We start from the raw sequence: 21,543 nt of genomic DNA, 5'->3' as shown, positions 1-21,543 counted from the left end.
CTGCGGCTAGTCTCTGGTAAGCACCATGAAAACGCCCCCTGTGGAATCCACAGGGGGCGTTTTTTATGCTCAGCACATAAGCGCGTTATTGCGGCCTTGGCACATCCGATATATCGATCAGTTGGGTCTCTATCCACGCCTCGACATCAGCCAGTACCTCATCCGAGGTTCGCCCCGCGGTTTCGATCGGCTCGCCAATACGCACCCGCAGCACGCCCGGACGCTTGACCCAATGGCGCCCTGGCCAACGCTCTCCCGCATTATGGGCCACGGGGATGACCGGCACCCCTGCACGACAGGCAACCACGCTACCGCTTTTGTTGTAACGCCTGCGCTCCCCCGGCTCAACCCGGGTGCCTTCAGGGAAAATCAGCACCGAAAGCCCCGTGTTCAGCCGCGAGACGCCCTGGCTCAGCACCTGTTTGATAGCCCGTGCCGGTTTGGAACGGTCCAGGCTGATCGGGTGTAGCAGACGCAAGCCCCAGCCAAAGATGGGTAGGCGCAGTAATTCTCGCTTCAACACGGTACAAACAGGCGGTTTCATCACCTGCAGAAAAACCGTTTCCCACTCGCTCTGGTGGTTTGCCTGAATCACACAGGGCCCGTCAGGCAGGTGATGCGCGCCTTGAATGTCGTAACGCACACCACAGGCGATGCGGAACCAGAACATCAGAAAATAATTATATAAATTGAGCAGGCGATAGCGCCCGGCCAGAGGTAAAAAAGGCGCGATCGGCAGAAACAATACGCCAATCACCAACAAAGCGGCAAAATATCCCGCGTAAAATACCACGCTGCGAACCACTTGCTTCAAGACGACGCTCCTGTGCCGTCGACACCCTTTTGATCACGCGTTAAACACCAGGCATCGAGCATGCGCCCAACCTCCAAACGCCACGGCTTTTGATGGACACCAAACACGTTGAGCACGCGGCGGCAATTCAGCACGCGCCGCAGTTTGGCATCGTGATGATGCTTCAATGCCTTGACGTCGCCTAATGTCACTTGCTCGCCACGACCTTCAAGGTGGGTCAACAACTGGGTTCTTACCATGGAGGTAAAGGTAAAAGCGCTCACCGGCTCAGTGCCTGCCAGGTGATAGGCGCCCCAGGCGTTCGCCCCGCAGGACTGCTGCTGGAGCATGCCGATCAGTGCGAGAGCCACGGCATCTGCCGAGGTAGGGCAGAAGATGACGTCTTCCGCCGCGCGCACGCTGTCACCCATGACCAGGCTGTCCAACAGTTCATTGAGCCACGCATGACTGCCCTCAAGGGCAAACAGCGGCCCCAGACGAACAATCAGATGGCGCGCGTAATCAGCCCGGATACGATTGCCGGTTTGCACCAGACGGCGCAGGCTCTCATCACGAGGTGCCGGAACGACATGCTCATCGATGGCGACGTCGAAACCGTCTTCGTAGAGCTGATCAGACACACACCAGACGAGCGCCACGTCTTCTGCGCGGCAGGCCTCAAGGCAGGCCTCAACGGCGTCGGCGTGCTCCATAACGGCGGCGGGAGCCATGTTCAAGGGGTGCGCCAGAGGCGGCATAATCACTGCATCCGGCGACACCTCGCGCAGGCGCTCGGCGCTCACTCGCGTCGTTGGCTCAATCACCAGCTCAGTATCTGAGCGGCGATTGGTTTCGCGCGCCAGCGCCAGACTCAAGCAGTGTCCCGCATCGAGTATCAAAAGCTTCAAGACGGCCTGTCTCCCTTAACCATCACTCGCGTCATTGAACGTCACTTAGAACGGAATCTCATCGTCGAAATCATCGAAATTGCCGGGGTCAGGGGCGCCATACTGGTTGTTTTGCTGGCCTTGGGGCGGTGCGGGCTGGTTTTGCTGGGGCGCTCGCTGCGGCTGGTTAGCGCCTTGTCCGCCGTATTGGTCACCCTGAGGCGGCTGGGGTTGGCCACCCTGCCCACCTTGCGCATAGTTATTGGGCGCCCCGCCGCCCTGGTAATCACCGCCGCGGGAATCAAGCATCTGCATGTCATTGGCAACGATTTCAGTGCTGTAGCGGTCCTGACCATTCTGGTCCTGCCATTTGCGGGTTTGCAAACGACCTTCGATGTAAACCTTGGAGCCTTTCTTGAGGTATTGCTGGGCAATTTCGGCGGTTTTGTTGAACATCACCACCCGGTGCCACTCGGTGCGCTCCTGGCGCTGGCCACTCTGGCGATCCATCCAGGTATCAGTGGTGGCCAGATTAAGATTGGCAACCGCTGTCCCGGAGGGCGTGAACCGTACCTCAGGATCCTGTCCGAGGTTGCCGATCAAGATAACCTTGTTAATGCCGCGAGCCATAAGGCGCTCCTTTCAATTGATATCGATAAACGTCGACAGCGTCCCAGCGACGCACTATTACCCCGCCCCTCTTACGATTTCGGGGGTGTTACCAGCTTAGCAAGCGCTGCTTGATCAAGCTGCTGTCGATTGACCTTCAAATACGCTAGCCGCTCTTCGGGCACAACCATGACATCCTCGACGCCTGCCACGCCCGCCAGGTGATCAAGCAGCACGTCCATAGTATCGCCCTCGGTGTCACCCAGTGCCACCACCTCACTGCTCAACGGCGGTGGCGATGGCATATTCAGCATCGCGACCCACCATAATAGCGCCAGCAGCGCACAGCCGAGAAATACTGCGTCCAGACCGCCGACCGTTGCCAGCACGCCCCCCAGGGTACCGCCGAGAAATGCCCCCAGGAATTGGCTGGTGGAATAGACACCCATGGCAGTCCCCTTCGCCCCGGCCGGTGCGAGCTTGCTGAGCATCGAGGGAAGGGTCGCTTCCAGCAGGTTAAAGCCGGTAAAGAAAATAAACAGCCATGGAAATAACCAATAGCCTTCAGAAACGGGCAGTCCCAACCCCGCCAGGCTGACCGCAATGGCGCCTATCGCCAGCAAACAGATCCGCGTCATGCGCTGGTGCTTCTCGGCCATGATCATCAGCGGCAGCATGGCGATAAACGAAAGCCCCATGATCGCCAGGTAGGCCAGACCATGATGCGCCGCACTGATACCCGCCTCAATCAAGCGAAACGGCACGGCCACAAAAATCGCCATCAGCACAAAGTGCAGTGCAAAAATCGACACGTCGAGTCGCCAGAGCTCCGGGCGTGACAACACGCTTCTCAACTGCCGACGATCCATGCCCACATCGCGGTGCTGGACACGGCGCGGCGCGGGAGGCACCCAGCGCCAAAGTACCATCAAGCCCAGCAGCGTCAGCAGCACCGTCATCCAGAACACACCGGCAAGCCCTGCCCACGCCGCCAGCCAGGGCCCAATCACCATGGCCAGCGCAAATGCCACGCCAATCGATAAGCCAATCGTTGCCATCGCCGCGGTACGCACCTGCTCGCGGGTCTGGTCCGCGAGCAGCGCCATGATAGCCGCGGCCACCGCACCACTGCCCTGCAAGGCACGACCGCCAATCATTGCACCGATGGAATCAGCGAGCGCCGCCACCACACTGCCCAGGGCAAACAGTACCAGGCCGAAGGCAATCACGCGTTTGCGGCCAATCCGGTCAGACCATAAACCAAAGGGGATTTGCAGCAGCGCCTGGGTCAGTCCATAGATCCCTAGCGCCACCCCCACCAGCAGCGGCGTCGAACCTGCCAGACCGTCGGCATACAGCGCCAACACGGGCAGCACCATGAAAAGCCCCAACATACGAGACGCGTATAGACCCGCCAGGCCGCTGATGGCACGGCGTTCAGAGGCCAGTAACAGTGCAGACACCTTGCGCATAAAACCCTTGGGGTGGTCCTTGGGGTGATGATCGTCGATGGTAAATGCCCATAGGGGCTTGGATAGCCGCCCATTCTAGCGCGTTGGGTGATTCAGCGAAACGCCATCAACCCGATGCCAAGTGAAACCGCTTTGCCGGGAGGGCACAGAGAAACGTATAATCACGCTTTTGCCGCGCGATTCGAGGTGTTGATGGACAGCATTCTGGTCAGGGGTGCCCGCACCCACAACCTCAAGCAGATCGATGTGGAACTGCCCCGCAATAAGTTGATCGTGATTACCGGCCTTTCCGGTTCGGGTAAATCATCGCTGGCGTTCGACACCCTTTACGCCGAGGGGCAGCGCCGCTATGTGGAGTCGCTCTCCACCTACGCGCGCCAGTTCCTGTCGATGATGGAAAAGCCCGATGTAGATCACATCGAAGGGCTGTCACCTGCGATCTCCATTGAGCAGAAGTCCACCTCGCACAACCCGCGTTCGACGGTTGGCACGATTACCGAAATTTACGACTACCTGCGCCTGCTGTTTGCCCGTGCGGGCACGCCACGCTGCCCCGAGCACGGTGAGGATCTGGAAGCCCAGACGATTTCGCAGATGGTCGACCAGGTAATGAACCTCACCGAAGGCACCAAGCTGATGCTGCTTGCCCCGGTGGTCAAAGGCCGTAAAGGCGAGCATTTGCAGCTGCTGGCAGAGTTGCGCGCTCAGGGCTTTGTGCGCGCGTTGATCGATGGCCAGGTGCTGGAACTGGACGACATCGCTCCGCTGGACAAGCGCAAAAAACACGACATCAGCGTGGTGGTCGACCGTTTCAAGGTGCGTAACGACCTCGCTCAACGCCTGGCCGAATCCTTTGAGACCGCGCTGAACCTGGCCGACGGCACCGCCATGATCCACTTCATGGACGGTGGCCACGAGGATATCGCCTTCTCGTCGCGCTTTGCCTGCCCGGTGTGCGGCTACTCGCTGGCAGAGCTCGAACCGCGCATGTTCTCGTTCAATAATCCGGCCGGTGCCTGCCCCACCTGCGACGGGCTGGGTGTCCAGCAGTACTTCGACCCGGCCAAACTGATCAGCCACCCTGAGCTGTCCTTGGCGGAAGGTGTCATCAAGGGCTGGGACCGGCGCAATATCTACTACTTCACCCAACTTCAGGCGTTGGCCAAACACTATCGCTTTGAACTGGAAACGCCCTGGAATGAACTTGCTCGCCACGAGCAGGAGATTATTCTCAACGGCAGCGGCGATGAAACCATTCCGTTTGTCTATGTGGGTGATCGCGGCCGCAAAGTGACCCGCGAACATGCGTTTGAGGGCGTACTGCCCAACATGCAGCGCCGCTACCGGGAAACCGAATCCAACATGGTCCGCGACGACCTGGCCAAGTATATCGCGGTACAGCCCTGCGCGACCTGTAGCGGCTCTCGTCTGCGTAAAGAATCACGCCATGTGTATGTCGACGACCGCAACATTGCCGATATGGTGCATTTGCCCATTGGCGACGCGTGGCGCTACTTTGCCAACCTGAGCCTGCCGGGACGCAAGGGTGAGATCGCCGACAAGATCGTTCATGAAATTCATGCACGGCTGGAGTTTCTGGTCAATGTGGGCCTAGATTACCTTAACCTGGAACGCAGCGCCGACACCCTCTCCGGCGGCGAGGCACAGCGCATTCGCTTGGCCAGCCAGATTGGCGCAGGCCTGGTCGGGGTGATGTATATTCTCGATGAGCCTTCCATCGGGTTGCATCAACGCGACAACGACCGGCTTTTAAAGACCCTGGAGCGACTGCGCGACCTGGGCAACACCGTGATCGTGGTCGAGCACGACGAAGATGCCATCCGCGCCGCCGACCACGTGCTGGATATCGGGCCCGGAGCTGGCGTCCACGGTGGCGAAATTGTCGCCCAGGGGACCCCGCAAGACGTCATGGACAACCCCAAGTCGCTGACCGGCCAGTACCTTTCCGGCACGCGGGAAATCGCCGTACCGCCCTACCGCATTCCCGGCAATCCGGAAAAGCAGCTCATCGTGCACGGCGCCACCGGCAACAACCTTCAGGACGTGTCGCTCTCGCTGCCGCTGGGGCTATTTGTCGCCATTACGGGCGTGTCTGGCTCGGGTAAATCAACCTTGATCAACGGCACCCTGATGCCCATCGCCGCCCGGGAATTGAATCGCGCCACCTCACTTACCCCTGCGCCTTATCAGAAAATCGAAGGGCTCGATCAGTTGGATAAAGTGATCGATATCGACCAGAGTCCGATTGGGCGCACGCCGCGCTCCAACCCGGCCACCTATACCGGCATTTTCACGCCTATCCGCGAACTGTTTGCCGGCACCCAGGAAGCCCGTTCGCGGGGCTACAAGCCCGGCCGGTTCAGCTTTAACGTCAAGGGCGGGCGCTGCGAGGCCTGTCAGGGCGAAGGCATGATCAAGGTCGAGATGCACTTCCTGCCCGACATCTATGTGCCCTGCGACGTGTGCAAGGGCAAGCGCTATAACCGTGAAACGCTGGATATTCATTACAAGGGCAAAACTATCCACGAAGTGCTGGCCATGACGGTGGAAGATGCCCTGGAATTCTTCAGCCCGGTGCCGGCCATTGCCCGCCGCCTGCAAACCCTGCTCGACGTGGGCCTGTCCTATATTCGCCTGGGGCAAAGTGCGACCACGCTTTCCGGTGGTGAAGCTCAACGAATCAAGCTCGCCCGCGAGCTGGCCAAACGTGATACCGGCAAAACGCTATATATCCTCGATGAGCCGACCACCGGCCTGCACTTTGAGGATATTCGCCAACTGCTGACGGTACTTCACCGCCTGCGCGATCACGGCAACACCATCGTGGTGATCGAGCATAACCTGGATGTGATCAAGACCGCCGACTGGATTATCGACCTGGGGCCTGAGGGAGGCTCGGGAGGTGGCCGAATCATCGCTGAAGGCACGCCGGAGCAGGTCGTCAAACAATCGACATCGCATACCGGACGCTTCCTGGCACCGTTACTGAAACGCCAACAGCCCGCGTCCGCCTGATGGTCAACCATGGTGGGCTTGCGCGCGCTGCTGCCACGCTGCGAGACTCATACGCTAAGCATTTTTAATCGGCGTCGTTTATAGTAGCGATCGATTGGATCATCGATTTTGTGCGAACATCATTTAAGGGGTCGTTAGCCGTGGGCCAAGAAAAAAGCTGCATCATTAAGCATTTCAGCCACTACTCCTCGCTTAGTGAAGACGAAAAGCAACTGCTCATCTCGCTGGAGGATAGTCCCACCGACATCAAGGCAGGCACGCTACTCTGGGAGATAGGCGACCCGGCCAATGAGTTCTGTACCCTGAAAAGCGGCTGGGCTTACTCGTATCGCCATCTGGAGAACGGCGACCGCCAGATACTGGAAGTCTTTTTGCCAGGCGATATCATTGGACTGCGTGAGTTTGCCTTTAATCAGCGTCTCGAGAACGTGCGCATGATCAACGACGGGGTTATCTGCCATTTTCCCCATCGCCGCATGCTCGAGCTATTTCGCCAGTCGCTACCGTTAACCTCGGTCATGTTCGCCATCGGCAGTCGTCAGCAAGCATTACTAACCGAACGGCTAGTCAACATTGCCCGGCGCAGCGCCCGCCAGAAAATGGCTCATTTTCTTCATGAAATGTATTTACGGCTGCGCCAGACAAACGACGATATCAGTGGCCAGTTCCGCTTACCGCTTTCCCAGGAGCAGTTGGCCGATATACTGGGTTTGAGCCCGGTCCACGTCAGCCGAACGTTCAGCGCCCTCAGCGAGGATGGGCTGGTCTTCCGCGACCGCCATAACGTCACGATCCCGGACCTGGACGCCCTCTCGGTAGAAGGCGAGTTTGACGACGCCTACCTGACCGATAATGTGCGCCCACTGTTTGATGCCGCGGGCTAGACCCTACCTCCTCGTCTCCCCAACAAGCAAAAAACGCCGCGGGCTGACTAAGCTCGCGGCGTTTCTCATACGGCGATGCCGCTTATTAGCCGCACTTAGACCAGCCACACCCCGCGTAACAGGTCGGGCAGCCATCCATCATGATCAGCTCACCGCGGCATTCCGGGCAGTGGCCGACGACCGCCGGTCCGCTGGCCTGGTCAGTGGTCGACGCCGCCTGACCGATGGGCTCGACCGCCCCGCTGCCGGCCTCGTCGGGGGTATCATCCACGGGGGGCTGCCAGGCGTGGCCGTGCTGCATACGATGCGCGTACCGCTCCACCAGGCTTTCCACCGGCACCTGGTTGCCGTCCTGATCCAGAAAGCCCCGGCGATACAGAATCTGCTGGATCGACCAGGCAATAGCGGCCACTTCGGAATCGTGGAACATGGGTTTGTTCCAGCGGTTCATGCCACAACGCACCAGCCCCTTATCCCAGGCAACCTTGCGTAGGTCCGCGACCGCCTGGGTGACATAGCCGCCCCGCGCCGCCAGTGACAGGCTACGCATGGTAGCCGTAATCCATTGGTGTTCGCTGGAAAGCTGCCCGGAAGGGAAGAAAAACTCCACCGGCCGCTCGATGACCACGCGTTTGCCGCCGACCACGCCTTCCACCGGCATGAAGGACACCAGTAGATAAACTTTTTTGCGGCCTTCAGCGCCCACGTAGGAAATCTTTTCCGAGACGGCCTCCAGCGTGCCTTCCGGGCGCGACGGAATGCGCACCGTCAGCGGGTCTTCCTCGGGCAGAGTTGGGTTGGGCGCCGTCGGCTCCTGCTGTTTGATACGGTAACCGACGATCTTTGAGGTAATTTCAACAGTCATAACGTTCTCCACTTAGCAAAGGTGTGCATTGGCTGTGCGTGATGGGCCGCGTCCAGGCATCACCATTTGCCGTAAGTGCCTTCTTTCAAGCCATCAAACAGGTTGGCGGCATTGTGCTCTTCACCGTCGTAGATCACTTTTTCATCGCCGGCCAGTTCGAGGGTTTCACCGTTCTCGAGCTCAAATACATAGGTAGTGTTTTTCAGGTCATCCTCACGCACCAGCACGCCCTGGAAGGCTTCCGGGTTAAAGCGGAAGGTCGTGCAGCCTTTCAGGCGGCTTTCATAAGCCTGTAGATACAGGTCTTGGAACTGTTCGAACGGAAATTCGGTGGGCACGTTAACCGTTTTGGAAATCGCCGAGTCGATCCATTGCTGGGCCGCCGCCTGCACCGCGACATGCTGCTCGGGGGTGACGGCATCAGCCGTAATGAAGTAGTCAGGGAGGTCACTGTCCACCGCATCAGCAGCAATAAAGTGGCGATAGGCTGCCAGCTCGAAGGACACAACTTCGACCTGCTCTTTGGTTTTCTTGCCAGACTGGATGATATTGCGGAAATAACGGTGCGAGAACGACGGCTCGATGCCGTTGGAGGCGTTGTTACCCATCGATAGCGAAATCGTGCCGGTCGGCGCGATAGAGCTGTGATGGGTAAAGCGAGCACCGTGTTCCGCAAGCTGCGCCACCAGTTCGGGTTCCAGCTCAGCCACCTTGTTCATGTACTGGCTGTAGCGGGCATGGAGAATGCGACCGGGCACCTTATCGCCCACTTCATAGCCGTCTTTGGCAAGCTGAGGACGCTCACGCATCATCTTCGGCGTGATCACGTGCTCTTCGGCAAGTACCGGCGCCATGCCTTTCTCTTGGGAAAGCTCTAGCGCCTGCTTCCAGCCTTCTAGTGCCAGGTGACGACTGACTTCTTCCGTGAAGGCCAGCGACGCCTGTGAGCCATAGGGGATCTTGAGCATGGTCAACGTCGAGCCCAGGCCCAGAAACCCCATGCCATGGCGACGCTTGGCTTCGATTTCGCGCTGCTGCTGGGGCAGCGGCAAGCCGGCAATCTCGACCACGTTATCCAGCATGCGGGTGAAGATCGCCACCACCTTGCGGTAGCGATCCCAATCAAAGCGCGGCTGGTCACTGAACGGTTCAATCACGAACTGGGTCAGGTTGACCGAGCCCAGTAGGCAAGCGCCTTCCGGCGGCAGCGGCTGCTCACCGCAGGGGTTGGTGGCGCGGATATCTTCGCAGAACCAGTTATTGTTCATGCGGTTCACCTGATCAATCAGGATGAACCCAGGCTCGGCATAGTCGTAGGTCGAGGACATGATGGTGTCCCACAGTTCCCGCGCCTTGATCACCTCGACAATGCGGCAGGCCACACGGCCTTCATCGTCGACCGTGTAGCCGTCTTCAACTACCGGCCAGTCACGGTAGATGATGTCCTCGGCGCTGACGTCTTCTTTCTCGCCGGGGTGGAGCGGGAAGGCCAGCGGCCAGTCCGTGTTATGCTTGACGGCCTCCATGAACTCGTCGGTAATCAACAGGCTAAGGTTAAACTGACGCAGCCGCCCCGCTTCGCGCTTGGCCTGGATAAACTCACGCACATCGGGGTGGCCAACATCGAAGGTGCCCATCTGGGCGCCTCGGCGGCCGCCCGCCGAGGCGACGGTAAAGCACATCTTGTCGTAGATATCCATGAACGCCAGGGGGCCGTTGGTGCCCGCACCTGCACCAAACACAAAGGCGCCCTTGTGGCGCAGCGTGGAGAAGTCGTAGCCGATACCGGCGCCGGACTTGAGCGTCATCCCTGCGTCCACCACGGAATCCAGAATATCGCGCATCGAATCGCGGATGGTGCGCGACACGGTGCAGTTGATCAGACTTACCGCGGGCTTATAGGCGTCAGCCCCGGCATTGGAGAGAATACGACCTGCAGGAACCGCACCATTTTCCAGCGCCCAACGGAATTTGGGCAGCCACTCTTGCGCCTTGTCACCTTCTACATCCGCCAAGGCTTTCGCTACACGCTCGAAGGTCGCGCCCAGGTCCTGATCCACCGGTTGGCTATGGCGATCCTTCAGACGATACTTGGCATCCCAAATTTCCCGCGACGGCGCCTGCAGCGGGACATCGTTAGAGGTGTTCATAGCCTGGGTAGCAGTACTCATGTCGCGAAACTCCTTAGCGGCGGTGAAAATAGCACTTGGTCAAAGCGATTATACGAGGCAACCGGATGAAGTATAGCCCTGACTTTCCACTATATCGGCTGCTTTTTGATATTTTTTCTACCATATATAGAAAAATCAGCGCGTTAGCCTTTTGTCCCCGAGCATCAGACGATAGGCTAAGGGTTTTCCAGATGATGGGCCTGCTCATGCCGTTAATATCGCGTTTTCAATCCGCACTTGCTTACCCTGCACTTGGCGCGGCATTGGTGTTATCGCTGCCATCGGCTCATGCCGTGTCGTTTAACGTCGAAGACGACCAAACCCATGAGCATTGGCAGTCGATGTCATTGACCCTCGGTGACGAGCGGCATTTTCGTGCCGTGGAAGCGCACAGCTATTCGGATGCCACCTTGAGTATCAATGCCACCCAGGGCGTGTGCGACTTACCCTGGCTGGAGATGCGTGTCGAGCTGGAGGCCGCTCAGGGCGAAAGCCAAGCGGTTAATCAGGTGCCTGCGCGGCTACGCGTCGATGAGCGAGAGCGCATTCACAGCGTCGCCGAATTTATCACCGAGCGTGGCGATAACGGCTTTTATGCCCACTTTTATCTCAACGATATCGATCAATTGATCGCCGACATGAGTGTTGGTGAACAGGTCTTCCTGGGTTTTGATCAGGGAGATGAAGACCCCTGGTACATGATATTCAGCCTGGAGGGCGCGGGAGAGGCACTGGCAAGGATGCAGCGCCTGTGCCGGGATGCGTCTTAGCGGGGGTTACTCCTGGATTGGCGGTTGCCTGAGTACCAGTTCGACACGACGGTTGGCCGCCCGCCCCTGCGCCGTTGCATTACTTGCGATCGGCTGGGTATCGGCATAGCCAACGGCGCGCATGCGATCAACCTCGAGCCCCTGGCTATCCAGGTGGCGGACCACTGCGATCGCCCGTGCTGCTGATAGCTCCCAGTTGGAAGGAAAGCGCGAGGTCGCGATGGGCACGTTATCGGTATGGCCTTCGATCGATACCTGTCCATCAAAGGCGCTGAGCACCTCGACAAGACTTTCGACAAGGTCACGGCCCTGCCCGGTGAGTTGCGCCCGGCCGCTATCGAACAACAGGTTGTCGTTGATGCGCAGCGTCACCCCTTCCCGCCCCTGGGAGACATCCACCCCGGGGATACTGACACCCTCAAAGCGTGGCTTAAGGCCGCTATGACGGGGCTCGATCCCGGCCGCCAGGGACGCCAGAGGCAGGTCGGCAATCGCGCCGGGAGATGCTTCAACGACGCTGGCTTGCGATCCGGCATCGTTACCGCCGGGTGGCGCCAGCGAGAGCAGCAAGACAAACAAGGTCAGCAACAGCGTCAATACATCCAGATAGCTGGTCATCCAGCCATCGTCGCCACTGTCCTTGGGCAGTGGCGCTTCCAATGTATGGCGGGTATCCCGGTCCAACATGCCGACTACCCCTTGGCGGGGGCGCTATTCGAGGCGCGCGGCTTCTTGACCTCCGGCTCGCGGATTTCGTCATGGTAATTGGCGACAAAGGAATTGAGCGTTTCTTCAATAAAGGAAGGTAACCGCCGCTTGGTAATCAGGGAGATCCCTTCCAGCACCATGTTCATGGTGATCAGGCGCTCCTCGGTGCGTCGCTCGAGCTTTACCGCGATAGGCTTGAACACCAGATTGGCCAGCAGGATACCGTAGAAGGTGGTCAGCAGCGCCACCGCCATGCGCGGGCCGATCACATCAAGATTGCCGGCGTCCATGACTTCCAGCATATTGACCAGTCCCACCAGGGTGCCAATCATGCCGAAAGCGGGCGCATAAGTGGCCATGGTGCGGAATATCTGGGCTTCCGCATGCTCACGCGCCTTCAGCCGCGCAATACGCCAGCGCAACATATCGAAGATTTCGTCTTCTTTGGTGTTGGCGATCACCAGTTGAATGCCGGTCCGCAAAAACGGATTACGGGTGTTTTCGAGCTCTCGTTCAACAGCGCGGACATCGCCCTTGAACCACAGCCGGGACATGGCCACCAACTCGTTGATATCATCACGCACGTAGGTGTTTTCGCGCCGGAAGACCAGCCCGACCAGACGCACCACCCGCAGCACTTCCTTGAGGGGATAGCTGATAAAGGTAGCGGCAAGTGTGCCCGTGACCACGATGGCGAGCCCGGGCAGGTTGAGGAAGCTATCCGGCGATTCGGCGGTGAAAAACAGGACGCTTACCAGCAACAGGATGCTGGCGAAAATACCGATCAGCGTCGATGGGTTCATGTCGTGCTCCTTAAAGCAATATAACGGGGCTTATCAGCACCGAGCGCTAAAACGTCAGCCAATCGCCGTTGCCCTGGCAGTGACGTCAAAAGACCCTAAACCGAGTCGTTTAACTTGGCGCGCAGACGGCTGACTGCCTGACTATGCAACTGGGAAACGCGTGACTCCGTGACGCCGAGAACAGCGCCCACTTCTTTCAGGTTGAGCTCTTCCTGGTAATACAGCGCCATGAGCAACTTTTCACGCTCGGGCAGGGCCTCAATGGCCGCCACCAGGGTTTCCCGCTGCTGGGCATCGAGCAAGTGGTCAAACGGCGAACTCACGGTTTCGCGATTATGCGGTTCGCTGCCATCCGCCACCAGCTCTTCAAAGGGCAGCAACTGCCCGCTATTGGTATCGTGCAATAGCTGCTGATAGTCGCCCAGCGGCATCTCCATGGCGTCAGCGATTTCCGTTTCTTCGGGGGGACGCCCAAGCGACTGCTCCAAACGCCTGACGGTTTCATCAACGGCCCGCGCCGAACGACGGACGCTGCGAGGCAGCCAATCACGGGTACGCAATTCGTCCACCATCGCCCCGCGTATGCGCTGACTGGCAAACGTCGCAAAGGTGGCCCCCTGAGTGGCATCGAAACGTCCCAGAGCTTCCAGTAGCCCCATCATGCCTGCCTGGATTAAGTCATCCAGCTCTATGCTGGCCGGCAACCTGACCTGAAGCGTCAAGGCCTGACGTCTCACCAGTGGCATATACTCCGTCATCAGCTCACTTTGTTTGATCCTGCCTTGTGCTGTGTACATCCTATTGCCTCGCGGCTAAACCACCTGTGCTCACTGGTAATTCACTATCATCTGCAACCCTTTAACGCTAACGGGACGCTGCCCTGGGGTTAGCGCAAATTGAAAATGCAGGGGCGTTGTCGCACTTATGCCTGATAAAGCACGGGTCTCCCCACGCATGCCCGATAATGACACACAGCGCTCGGGGTGGCATAACCATGCCTGTAGCGCTGCCCCGGGCGCGTGTTGGTACTGCCACTGGACTCGCTCGATGACCGCCGCTGGCGTGGTAGCGCCCGCTGGAGGACGAACCGGTTCACTGCGACTGGCGCGGTCGCTCATGGTCACCATGAGCCCCGGCACATGTGTCACCCAGCTGCTGGACGCTCCCTGAGCAAACGAACCGAGTCCCAAGGCTAGTACCAAAATGCTAATCGCATGACGCCAATAGCCTAGCATGCATCGTTCCTTCTCATGAGCGGATTAACCCCGATTATTAGACGCTTTACCGGCGTTAGCTGCCATTAGCGGGCCAGCAATAGCAATTCAGTGTCAAGATAGTGGCCGGCCGCTTGCTGCAGGTTGGCCAATAGGCCTTGCCTGGGCAGGTGAGGCTCGTGCAGTGCCAACAAGCGTTGCGGGCCGTTATGCTGCCGCAGCTGTTTCAATAGCTGGTACATACGCCCAAATGCATCGGCATCGCTGCTGACCCACAACGCCCAGCGACGATGTTGCTGACTGAGCGTCGCCAGTTCTGGCTCATCCGGCATCACGATCCGAATATCCCAGTCGGCCGGATCCCCGGCCCAGGCTCGCCCTAGCGCGGCCCACTGGCCCAGGCGCGCGCTGACCTTGCGCACCTCTACCGGCCCATCACCTGATAGCCCGGTGACCATTAACGGCGTTTTAGGCTTAGGCGGTGTGACAGGCGGCTCCATGGCCGCCGCGCTGGGCACCACGGGTGAGCGGTAGGCCATCGGCCCGGATGATTCCGTTGCCTCGGGAGGCGCTTCATCGCCCCGCTGCTGACGCTGCAGATCCGCCCACTTGCGCAGCCCAGAAGCTTGGTCTTGTGCGCTCATGCTAGGCCCTCACGATTAACACCGCCCAGTTGGCGGATCGCATCACGGGCCATAAAGGCGTATACCAGCGCATCCAGCAATGCCGTATCCCGCCGACGGCGACGGCTGCTTAGCAGGTTCAGCACATCACCGTGCAATGCACCGGCGGCCTCGTCCTCGGCGCAATCAAGGTGCCCGGCAATGGCGGCAATGCCACTGGCCATCAACAGGCGCACTTCAGGGCTTACGTCGCCACTATCGGCGTCTTTGAGCTGCTGCCAGGCACGCCGTGTCAGCGCCGCAAGGCTTTCACTCTGCAGTTGGGTCACCAGCAGGCTCAGCACCTCATTGCCCAATCGCGCGGGGGTGAGCCAGTAACGGCGGGTGACCACTTTGGCGCTTTCGGGGTCACGGACTTCGCCATACCACGCCAGCAGCGCCCGCCCCTCTTTGTCGGTAACTTCGGCATAGGCCGTCCACAGCGCCATCGGCTGGCCACGGAAGCGCACATTGACGCGGTGATTGAGCGTACTCTCGGCAAACAGCTGGCGCAGCGCATAGCGTTCACCGTGCAAGTTTACCCTGAGTGCCGGGGGTGCCAAGCTGACCCAGGTCAGGTATTGGCGCTCTAACCAGGTCAACGCCTCGCTATCGGGTAATGACGGCAGCAGGTGCACGGCGACGCCATCGCGCTCGCTAAAGGTGGTCATGCGCGGTTGCCAGCCAGCGGGCTGGCGGTGCTGAAGCCAGGGTAGCGCCATCCAGGCGCCCTCGGCATCCAGTCCTATATCCGGCATCGCCCAATCGCAGCCGCGTTCATTGCGGCGGGGCGACCAGGCCATGCCCAGCATGTGTTGGGGCGGTGGGTACCCTTCCAGAAGCTCGTCCAGACGCTGATCCTGCAACACGCTGGGCAGGTTAGCGATATCCCAGACGCCTTCGAGACGCTCAAAGCCCACCATGCGCTCGCGCAGACGCGCAAACAGCGACGACAGACGGCGCCCCTGGCCCAGCACATCCCGTGACCAGCGGGGCATGCTGAGCGGTGCGGCGGATGGAGATCCACTGCCTGACCCGGCCGCGTCGGTATTCAGCGCCTGATCGACCAGGGTAGCCGGGTCCGCCACCGCCATATCTTCGGGGACCTGCTGACCATAGGAACCAAACAGCACGCGCATGCCATGGCGCATGACAATATCCAGGATAGGGGCCAAACGTCCCGCTTCGTCCTGCTTGGTGATGATGCAGTCATCCAGTTCAGCACCTGCCGCACGGGCAGCCTGGCGATAGCGCATCACCACTTCTTCCAACGTTTCCGGTTGGCTGGCGGCATTCAGCAGCAGTACCAACCTGACGTTGGAGCGACCACCCTGCAAGTGAGCGATCTGCTCGATGACCCGCTGGTCGCGCTGGCTCATGCCCACGGTATCGATGATGACCCACTGTTTGCCCTGCAGACGATTCAGCAGGTCGTCGATGGGTTGCTCCGCATCCAGCGCGTACATCGGGATATCCAGCAGGCGCGCGTAGATGCGCAGTTGCTCATGAGCGCCGATACGGAAGCTGTCGGTGGTCACCAGGGCGACGGGACGGGTCCCATGGCGCATGACAAAGCGAGCCGCGAGCTTGGCGGTAGTGGTCGTCTTGCCAACCCCGGTGGGCCCAACCAGGGCGACAATGCCCGTTTGATCGAAAAATTCGGGCTCATCCTGGAGCACGGCCAGTCGTGCCATCAGGCGCTCACGCAACCAAGGCAGTGCCTGCTCGCTGTCCGCACTTTGCGCCGACAGGAAGCCCGGCAGGTCCATCAGGATGTCGTCGGCAAGCTCGCGGCTGAAACCAACACCGCAAAGCAGCTGTCGCCAACGCTCTGTCCCGCTGGCGGTCGAGGCAGTGGGTGTTGTGCTACGGTCGGTGTGTTGGGAAGCAAGCAGCGAGCGCATATCCTGCATTTCGCGCAGTAAGCGCTCACTCATCGACTCCAGCGGATCCTTCGGCGCAGCCGGTGGCTCGTTGGCGGGAGGGGGCGAAGGCTCGAAATGATCAACGGCTTCGTCGGCCATGGCGAGAATTTCAACGCCGCCCTCAGTGCGCCGGTTCGCGACAATCAACGCGTCGTCACCCAGCGCTTCACGCACCTGGCGCATCACATCGCGACTGTTGGCGCCCACGAAACGTCTAACACTCATGTATTACCCCTGGCCGTGAGTCAAATAGTGACGCTGGCATCAGCGGCCCCCTACCACAGTGGTTACCCGCAGCGTGCGGTCATCGGGTATCTCAGCCTGGGACAGGACGGCCATATGGCGCAAGCGACGGCGCAAGAACCGCGACAACACCGCACGCAGGGAATGCTGAACCACCAGTACCGGCGGCTCGCCACTGCTTTCGTGGCGCTCCAGTGCCTGCTGGGCCTGGGTCATTAGCGTTTCGGCAAGCCCCGGCTCCATCGCCCCGTTGCCGTTCATCGCCTGCACCAGCACCTGCTCTAGCTGAGCATCCAGCCCCATCACGTTCAAGGTATCCTGACCGGCAAACCACTGCTGGGTAATCGCCCGGCCCAGGGCCACACGAACCAGAGCCGTCAGCTCGTTGGCGTCCTGCTGCTGGCTGGCGTACTCAGCCAGGGTATCAAGGATGGTGCGCATGTCGCGAATCGACACGTCTTCATCCAGCAGGTTCTGCAGGATACGCTGCAGCACCGTGAGCGAAATGGCCTTGGGTACGACTTCTTCCACCAGCGACTTCTGCTCGCTGCCCAGCTTGTCCAGCAGTTTCTGAACTTCCTGGCGGCCGAGCATTTCCGGCGAGTGGCGGTGCAATAGGTGATTGAGATGCGTCGCGATCACTGTGCTGGCGTCGACGACCGTGTAGCCGTAGACCTGGGCATGCTCTCGCTGGCTGGACTCAATCCACACCGCGGGCAAGCCAAAGGCAGGATCTTCGGTTGGCGTGCCTTGCAGTTCCCCGGACACCTGACCCGGGTTAATCGCCAGCCACTTGCCCGGATAGGCCTCGGCACGGCCAATTTCGGCGCCTTTCATTGACAGCACATAAGCGTTTGGCGACAGCTCCAGGTTGTCGCGTATATGCACTACCGGCGGCAGAAAGCCGACCTCCTGGGCAAACTTTTTACGAACGCTTTTAATCCGCGCCAACAACTCGCCTTTTTGTCGTGAATCGACTAGTGGAATCAGACGATGACCGACTTCCAGGCCGAGCGTATCGACCAGTTGGACATCTTCCCAGCTGGCCTCAGGCGCCTCCTGGGTCGGCGGTGGTGCGGCGGAGATTTCCTCCTTGACCAGCGCCTGCTCCTGGCGGCGCATGATGAACCAGGCCAGCCCGGCAAGCAGCAGGGTAAACAGCAGGAAAACCATGTTGGGCATGCCCGGCACAATACCTAGCAGGCCCATGACCATCGCTGCCAGGATCATCACCTGGGGGTTGATGAACAACTGGCTGATCATCTGCTGACCAACATCCTGGTCGGTATTGACCCGCGATACCGTCACACCGGCGGCCGTCGAAATAACCAGGGCGGGAATTTGCGCCACCAGGCCATCCCCGATGGCCAGCAACATATAGCTGCGACCGGCATCGCCGAAGCTCATATCGTGCTGCAGCATGCCAATCATCAGGCCGCCAATGATGTTAACGACCATGATCACCAGGCCCGCGACGGCATCGCCACGTACGAACTTGCTGGCACCATCCATCGACCCGTAAAAGTCGGCTTCCTGGGCGATTTCCGCACGCCGGTTCTTGGCGTCTTCCTCGCCAATCAGCCCTGCATTGAGGTCAGCATCGATTGCCATCTGCTTGCCAGGCATGGCGTCCAGCGTGAAGCGAGCACCCACTTCGGCGATACGCCCTGCACCTTTGGTGATAACCATGAAGTTGATGATCACCAGAATCAAAAAGACCACCAAACCCACGGCAAAATTACCACCGACCAGAAACGCCCCAAAAGCCTCGATCACCTTGCCGGCAGCGGCACCGCCCTGGTGCCCTTCCATCAGCACCACGCGGGTTGACGCCACGTTCAACGACAAACGCAGCAGCGTCGTAAACAGCAGCACGGCGGGGAAGGCGGCAAAGTCGAGGGGTTTTTGGGCGAACATGCTGACCATCAGCACCATGACGGCCATGGCGATATTGAAGGTAAACAGCAAATCCAGCGCAAACGGCGGCATGGGCACGATCATCATGCCCAGAATCATCAGGATCAGCAGTGGCCCGGCGAGCAACTGGACTTTTACGTCGCTCACCCAGTCACGCCGACTCATTAGTTGGGTAAAGCCTTTCATGTTTGGGCCTCATCGCCACCGGCGCCACGCCCGGGGGTTTCCATTTCCGGGGGCACCGGCAGATTATCGGGGGTAGGCGGCACTTCGCCTCCTTGTTGCGCTACATTTTTCAAGCGATATGCCCAGGCCATGACCTCGGCCACGGCCGTATATAGATTCGCCGGTATTTCGGCGTCCAGATCGACGTGATGATACAGCGCCCGCGCCAGCGGTGCTGCTTCTAACCGTGGCACTTCCGCTTCATTGGCAATTTCACGGATGCGTTCGGCCACCGCATCAGTGCCTTTAGCCACCAGGCGTGGCGCCCCCATCTGCCCCTCTTGATACGACAGCGCCACTGCGTAGTGGGTCGGGTTGGTAATGATGACGTCCGCCTCCGGCACCTTGCTCATCATACGGCCGCGCGCCATGGCCTGCTGCTGCTGGCGAATCCGGGCCTTCACCTGAGGGTCGCCTTCTGATTCCTTGTGCTCGCGCTTGACTTCTTCCTGGCTCATGCGCAATTTCTTGGCATTACTCCACAGCTGGAAGGGCACATCAATCAAAATCACCACGATCAACGCCAGGATCATCAATCCCGCTGCCTGGGCCGCCATGGTCAAGGCGCTGGCCAACGCTTGCTGAATAGGCTGGTTCATCAGTGACATGAACTTGCCCATATTAAGGTATAAAAATGCCGCACCTACGCTACCGACCAGCAGTGTCTTGGCAATCGCCTTGGCCAGCTCGATCAATGCTTGGGTAGCGAAGATGCGCTTCATCCCGGATAGCGGATTCAGCTTGGACAGTTTCGGCTGCATCGACTTTCCTGAAATCAAAAAACCGCCCAGCAGCGCAGGTGACACCAGCGCGATCAATGTCAGCAGTAAAAACAGCGGCATCATTGCAAACAGAGTGCGCCTGCCGAGATCGATGGCATGGGTCACCATCGGCATACCTTCCATGGCGTGGCGGCGCTCGAATAGAAAAGCCTGCTCCATCACCATGCCAAGCTGATTGTAGAGCATTTGTCCCATGGTCCAGAGGCCAATCACCCCGCCCAAGAGCACCAGAAAGGTGGTCAGCTCCCGCGAGCGGGGCACCTGCCCTTCTTCACGCGCCTTTTCCAGCCGTCGGGGCGTGGCCTCTTCGGTCTTTTCCTGGTCGCTGTCGTCTTCTGCCATGCGGTCATCCGGCCAGGTAATGTATCGCGGCTAAACACGAAAAGCCGCCCCTAAGGACGGCTGAGCGAAACGTCGTGTAACCCGAGCAAGGGTTCAAACCGTGCGCTAGAAGCCCAATTCGTCCAATAGATCGTCGACCTGATCTTGCCCGGTCACGATATCAGGTGCATTGTCCTTCACTTGAGGCCCATTCAAAAGCTCTTCGTTACGCCGTGCATTCTCGTTTTTCCACTGATCTTCGGCCTTGCGTTGCATCGTTTCTCGTGCCTGGGCCTCCGGAACGTTGTCAATGAGCACCTGAACCAGCTGATGTTCAATCTCGCGAATGACGTCCATCATCTTCTTGATGACCTGACCGGTAAGGTCCTGGAAATCCTGTGCCATCATGATTTCCATCAACTCTTTATTGGTCGCCGCCGCCATATCCGGCACGCTCCCCAGATAGCCACGCGTATCTTTGACCAGCGCTTTGGCTTCGTCCAACTCCTTTGGCGCTTCAAACCACTCTGCCCAACGCTTATCCAACGCCTCAGCCTGATCGCTAAGCTGATCCTGAAGCGGTTGGGCCCGGTCAATCGCATTCAGCGAGCGATCTGCCGCCTGCTCGGTCATGGTGGCGACGTAATGCAAACGGTCGCGTGCATCGGGTATCGCTTCAGCCGCTCGCTCGATTTCCTTATCCAGCCCCAGCTCACGCATGTTTTCCCTCAACATGCGGGTCAGTTTGCCAACGCGATGAATAAGATCTTCGGCGGCCTCTTCGGACAGTTGGGTAGAACCGGACTGCTCATTCTGGCTCATGGTGCTCTCTCCTCGTAATCCCGGCCCGCAGGCCTTGCCGCGTTACTTACCCAATTTGTCAAAGATCTTATTGAGCTTTTCTTCCAGCGTCGCGGCTGTAAACGGCTTCACAACATAGCCGTTGGCGCCCGCCTGAGCCGCCGCAATGATGTTTTCTTTCTTGGCTTCCGCCGTCACCATTAACACCGGCAACTCTTTGAGGGCGTCATCCTGACGGATTTCCTTGAGCATCTCCAGGCCATCCAGATTGGGCATGTTCCAATCAGAGACCACAAACTCAAAATTGCCTGCACGTAGCTTGTTCAAGGCATCCTGCCCATCCTCTGCCTCTTCTACGTTGGTAAAACCGAGTTCTTTCAACAAGCTGCGTACAATACGGCGCATCGTGGGGAAGTCATCCACCACCAAAAAGCTCATGTTCTTATCTGCCATGG

General features: G+C 59.2%; 19 protein-coding genes. 3 read left to right on the top strand and 16 right to left on the bottom strand.

What is annotated here, in order from left to right:
* Nucleotides 1-85: 85 nt before the first annotated feature.
* From R3F64_RS08845 to R3F64_RS08830, 4 genes are all read right to left on the bottom strand, one after another.
* A complete protein-coding gene (locus tag R3F64_RS08845) occupies nt 86-814 on the bottom strand; it encodes a lysophospholipid acyltransferase family protein (protein ID WP_085917585.1) in 729 nt (242 codons plus the stop codon).
* Nucleotides 811-1,701: a sugar nucleotide-binding protein gene (locus R3F64_RS08840; protein WP_199284432.1), complete on the bottom strand. Its 891-nt coding sequence runs from the start codon at nt 1,699-1,701 to the stop codon at nt 811-813. Before R3F64_RS08840 ends, R3F64_RS08845 begins: the two co-directional genes overlap by 4 nt.
* A gap of 45 nt (nt 1,702-1,746) precedes the next feature.
* Nucleotides 1,747-2,310 carry a single-stranded DNA-binding protein gene (gene ssb, locus R3F64_RS08835; protein WP_066318997.1) on the bottom strand — a complete coding sequence of 188 codons (564 nt, stop codon included), beginning with the start codon at nt 2,308-2,310 and terminating at the stop codon, nt 1,747-1,749.
* Nucleotides 2,311-2,381: 71 nt separating this feature from the next.
* Nucleotides 2,382-3,761, bottom strand: a complete 1,380-nt coding sequence (locus R3F64_RS08830; protein WP_332610968.1) for an MFS transporter — start codon at nt 3,759-3,761, stop codon at nt 2,382-2,384.
* 192 nt (nt 3,762-3,953) lie between these two features.
* Between R3F64_RS08830 and uvrA the strand changes: the two genes are divergently transcribed.
* Both uvrA and R3F64_RS08820 read left to right on the top strand, forming a co-directional pair.
* Nucleotides 3,954-6,797, top strand: coding sequence for an excinuclease ABC subunit UvrA (gene uvrA / locus R3F64_RS08825; RefSeq protein WP_332610966.1), 2,844 nt, complete (start codon nt 3,954-3,956; stop codon nt 6,795-6,797).
* Between the two features lie 140 nt (nt 6,798-6,937).
* A complete protein-coding gene (locus R3F64_RS08820; RefSeq protein ID WP_085917581.1) occupies nt 6,938-7,681 on the top strand; it encodes a Crp/Fnr family transcriptional regulator in 744 nt (247 codons plus the stop codon).
* An 85-nt stretch (nt 7,682-7,766) separates the two neighbouring features.
* On the opposite strand, the gene R3F64_RS08815 is transcribed toward R3F64_RS08820, so the two are convergent.
* Both R3F64_RS08815 and R3F64_RS08810 read right to left on the bottom strand, forming a co-directional pair.
* Nucleotides 7,767-8,546 (bottom strand): ribonucleoside-diphosphate reductase, encoded by a 780-nt coding sequence (locus R3F64_RS08815; protein ID WP_085917580.1) that lies wholly within the window; start codon nt 8,544-8,546, stop codon nt 7,767-7,769.
* A 59-nt stretch (nt 8,547-8,605) separates the two neighbouring features.
* Nucleotides 8,606-10,717 carry an adenosylcobalamin-dependent ribonucleoside-diphosphate reductase gene (locus tag R3F64_RS08810; RefSeq protein ID WP_085917579.1) on the bottom strand — a complete coding sequence of 704 codons (2,112 nt, stop codon included), beginning with the start codon at nt 10,715-10,717 and terminating at the stop codon, nt 8,606-8,608.
* Nucleotides 10,718-10,923: 206 nt separating this feature from the next.
* On the opposite strand from R3F64_RS08810, the gene R3F64_RS08805 reads away from it, so the two are divergent.
* Nucleotides 10,924-11,487 (top strand): hypothetical protein, encoded by a 564-nt coding sequence (locus tag R3F64_RS08805; protein WP_199285374.1) that lies wholly within the window; start codon nt 10,924-10,926, stop codon nt 11,485-11,487.
* Between the two features lie 6 nt (nt 11,488-11,493).
* Here the strand turns inward: R3F64_RS08805 and R3F64_RS08800 are convergent, their stop codons facing one another.
* The 10 genes from R3F64_RS08800 to cheY all read right to left on the bottom strand — a co-directional run bounded on the left by R3F64_RS08800 (nt 11,494) and on the right by cheY (nt 21,541).
* Nucleotides 11,494-12,174, bottom strand: a complete 681-nt coding sequence (locus tag R3F64_RS08800; protein WP_264825296.1) for an OmpA/MotB family protein — start codon at nt 12,172-12,174, stop codon at nt 11,494-11,496.
* 5 nt (nt 12,175-12,179) lie between these two features.
* Nucleotides 12,180-12,998, bottom strand: coding sequence for a motility protein A (locus tag R3F64_RS08795; RefSeq protein WP_085917577.1), 819 nt, complete (start codon nt 12,996-12,998; stop codon nt 12,180-12,182).
* A gap of 95 nt (nt 12,999-13,093) precedes the next feature.
* Complete coding sequence (locus tag R3F64_RS08790; RefSeq protein WP_085917576.1) at nt 13,094-13,795, bottom strand: RNA polymerase sigma factor FliA; 702 nt, start codon at nt 13,793-13,795, stop codon at nt 13,094-13,096.
* Nucleotides 13,796-13,825: 30 nt separating this feature from the next.
* The gene (locus R3F64_RS08785; protein WP_332610956.1) at nt 13,826-14,233 is read right to left on the bottom strand and encodes a flagellar protein FlhE; all 408 of its coding nucleotides are present in this window, start codon (nt 14,231-14,233) and stop codon (nt 13,826-13,828) included.
* 65 nt (nt 14,234-14,298) lie between these two features.
* Complete coding sequence (locus R3F64_RS08780; RefSeq protein WP_085917574.1) at nt 14,299-14,856, bottom strand: hypothetical protein; 558 nt, start codon at nt 14,854-14,856, stop codon at nt 14,299-14,301.
* Complete coding sequence (gene flhF / locus R3F64_RS08775) at nt 14,853-17,024, bottom strand: flagellar biosynthesis protein FlhF (protein ID WP_253026281.1); 2,172 nt, start codon at nt 17,022-17,024, stop codon at nt 14,853-14,855. The genes R3F64_RS08780 and flhF overlap by 4 nt, the downstream gene beginning before the upstream one ends.
* A gap of 39 nt (nt 17,025-17,063) precedes the next feature.
* A complete protein-coding gene (gene flhA, locus R3F64_RS08770; RefSeq protein WP_085917572.1) occupies nt 17,064-19,145 on the bottom strand; it encodes a flagellar biosynthesis protein FlhA in 2,082 nt (693 codons plus the stop codon).
* Nucleotides 19,142-20,308 (bottom strand): flagellar biosynthesis protein FlhB, encoded by a 1,167-nt coding sequence (gene flhB / locus R3F64_RS08765; protein ID WP_253026283.1) that lies wholly within the window; start codon nt 20,306-20,308, stop codon nt 19,142-19,144. Before flhB ends, flhA begins: the two co-directional genes overlap by 4 nt.
* A 105-nt stretch (nt 20,309-20,413) precedes the next feature.
* Complete coding sequence (gene cheZ / locus R3F64_RS08760; protein ID WP_085917570.1) at nt 20,414-21,109, bottom strand: protein phosphatase CheZ; 696 nt, start codon at nt 21,107-21,109, stop codon at nt 20,414-20,416.
* A gap of 42 nt (nt 21,110-21,151) precedes the next feature.
* Complete coding sequence (gene cheY, locus R3F64_RS08755) at nt 21,152-21,541, bottom strand: chemotaxis response regulator CheY (protein ID WP_085917569.1); 390 nt, start codon at nt 21,539-21,541, stop codon at nt 21,152-21,154.
* Nucleotides 21,542-21,543: the final 2 nt, after the last annotated feature.

It is taken from the genome of Halomonas sp. 5021, from assembly GCF_036663435.1.
Taxonomy (GTDB): domain Bacteria; phylum Pseudomonadota; class Gammaproteobacteria; order Pseudomonadales; family Halomonadaceae; genus Vreelandella; species Vreelandella janggokensis.
The sequence above is the reverse complement of the archived record's forward strand: the minus strand, read 5'-3'. Positions and strand labels throughout refer to the sequence as shown.

Coding starts and splice junctions, on each gene's coding strand:
- ssb (WP_066318997.1), bottom strand. CDS start 2,310: ATGGCTCGCGGCATTAACAAGGTTATCTTGATCGGCAACCTCGGACAG.
- R3F64_RS08830 (WP_332610968.1), bottom strand. CDS start 3,761: ATGCGCAAGGTGTCTGCACTGTTACTGGCCTCTGAACGCCGTGCCATC.
- uvrA (WP_332610966.1), top strand. CDS start 3,954: ATGGACAGCATTCTGGTCAGGGGTGCCCGCACCCACAACCTCAAGCAG.
- R3F64_RS08815 (WP_085917580.1), bottom strand. CDS start 8,546: ATGACTGTTGAAATTACCTCAAAGATCGTCGGTTACCGTATCAAACAG.
- R3F64_RS08810 (WP_085917579.1), bottom strand. CDS start 10,717: ATGAGTACTGCTACCCAGGCTATGAACACCTCTAACGATGTCCCGCTG.
- R3F64_RS08805 (WP_199285374.1), top strand. CDS start 10,924: ATGCCGTTAATATCGCGTTTTCAATCCGCACTTGCTTACCCTGCACTT.
- R3F64_RS08800 (WP_264825296.1), bottom strand. CDS start 12,174: ATGTTGGACCGGGATACCCGCCATACATTGGAAGCGCCACTGCCCAAG.
- R3F64_RS08795 (WP_085917577.1), bottom strand. CDS start 12,998: ATGAACCCATCGACGCTGATCGGTATTTTCGCCAGCATCCTGTTGCTG.
- R3F64_RS08790 (WP_085917576.1), bottom strand. CDS start 13,795: ATGTACACAGCACAAGGCAGGATCAAACAAAGTGAGCTGATGACGGAG.
- R3F64_RS08785 (WP_332610956.1), bottom strand. CDS start 14,233: ATGCTAGGCTATTGGCGTCATGCGATTAGCATTTTGGTACTAGCCTTG.
- R3F64_RS08780 (WP_085917574.1), bottom strand. CDS start 14,856: ATGAGCGCACAAGACCAAGCTTCTGGGCTGCGCAAGTGGGCGGATCTG.
- flhF (WP_253026281.1), bottom strand. CDS start 17,024: ATGAGTGTTAGACGTTTCGTGGGCGCCAACAGTCGCGATGTGATGCGC.
- flhA (WP_085917572.1), bottom strand. CDS start 19,145: ATGAAAGGCTTTACCCAACTAATGAGTCGGCGTGACTGGGTGAGCGAC.
- flhB (WP_253026283.1), bottom strand. CDS start 20,308: ATGGCAGAAGACGACAGCGACCAGGAAAAGACCGAAGAGGCCACGCCC.
- cheZ (WP_085917570.1), bottom strand. CDS start 21,109: ATGAGCCAGAATGAGCAGTCCGGTTCTACCCAACTGTCCGAAGAGGCC.
- cheY (WP_085917569.1), bottom strand. CDS start 21,541: ATGGCAGATAAGAACATGAGCTTTTTGGTGGTGGATGACTTCCCCACG.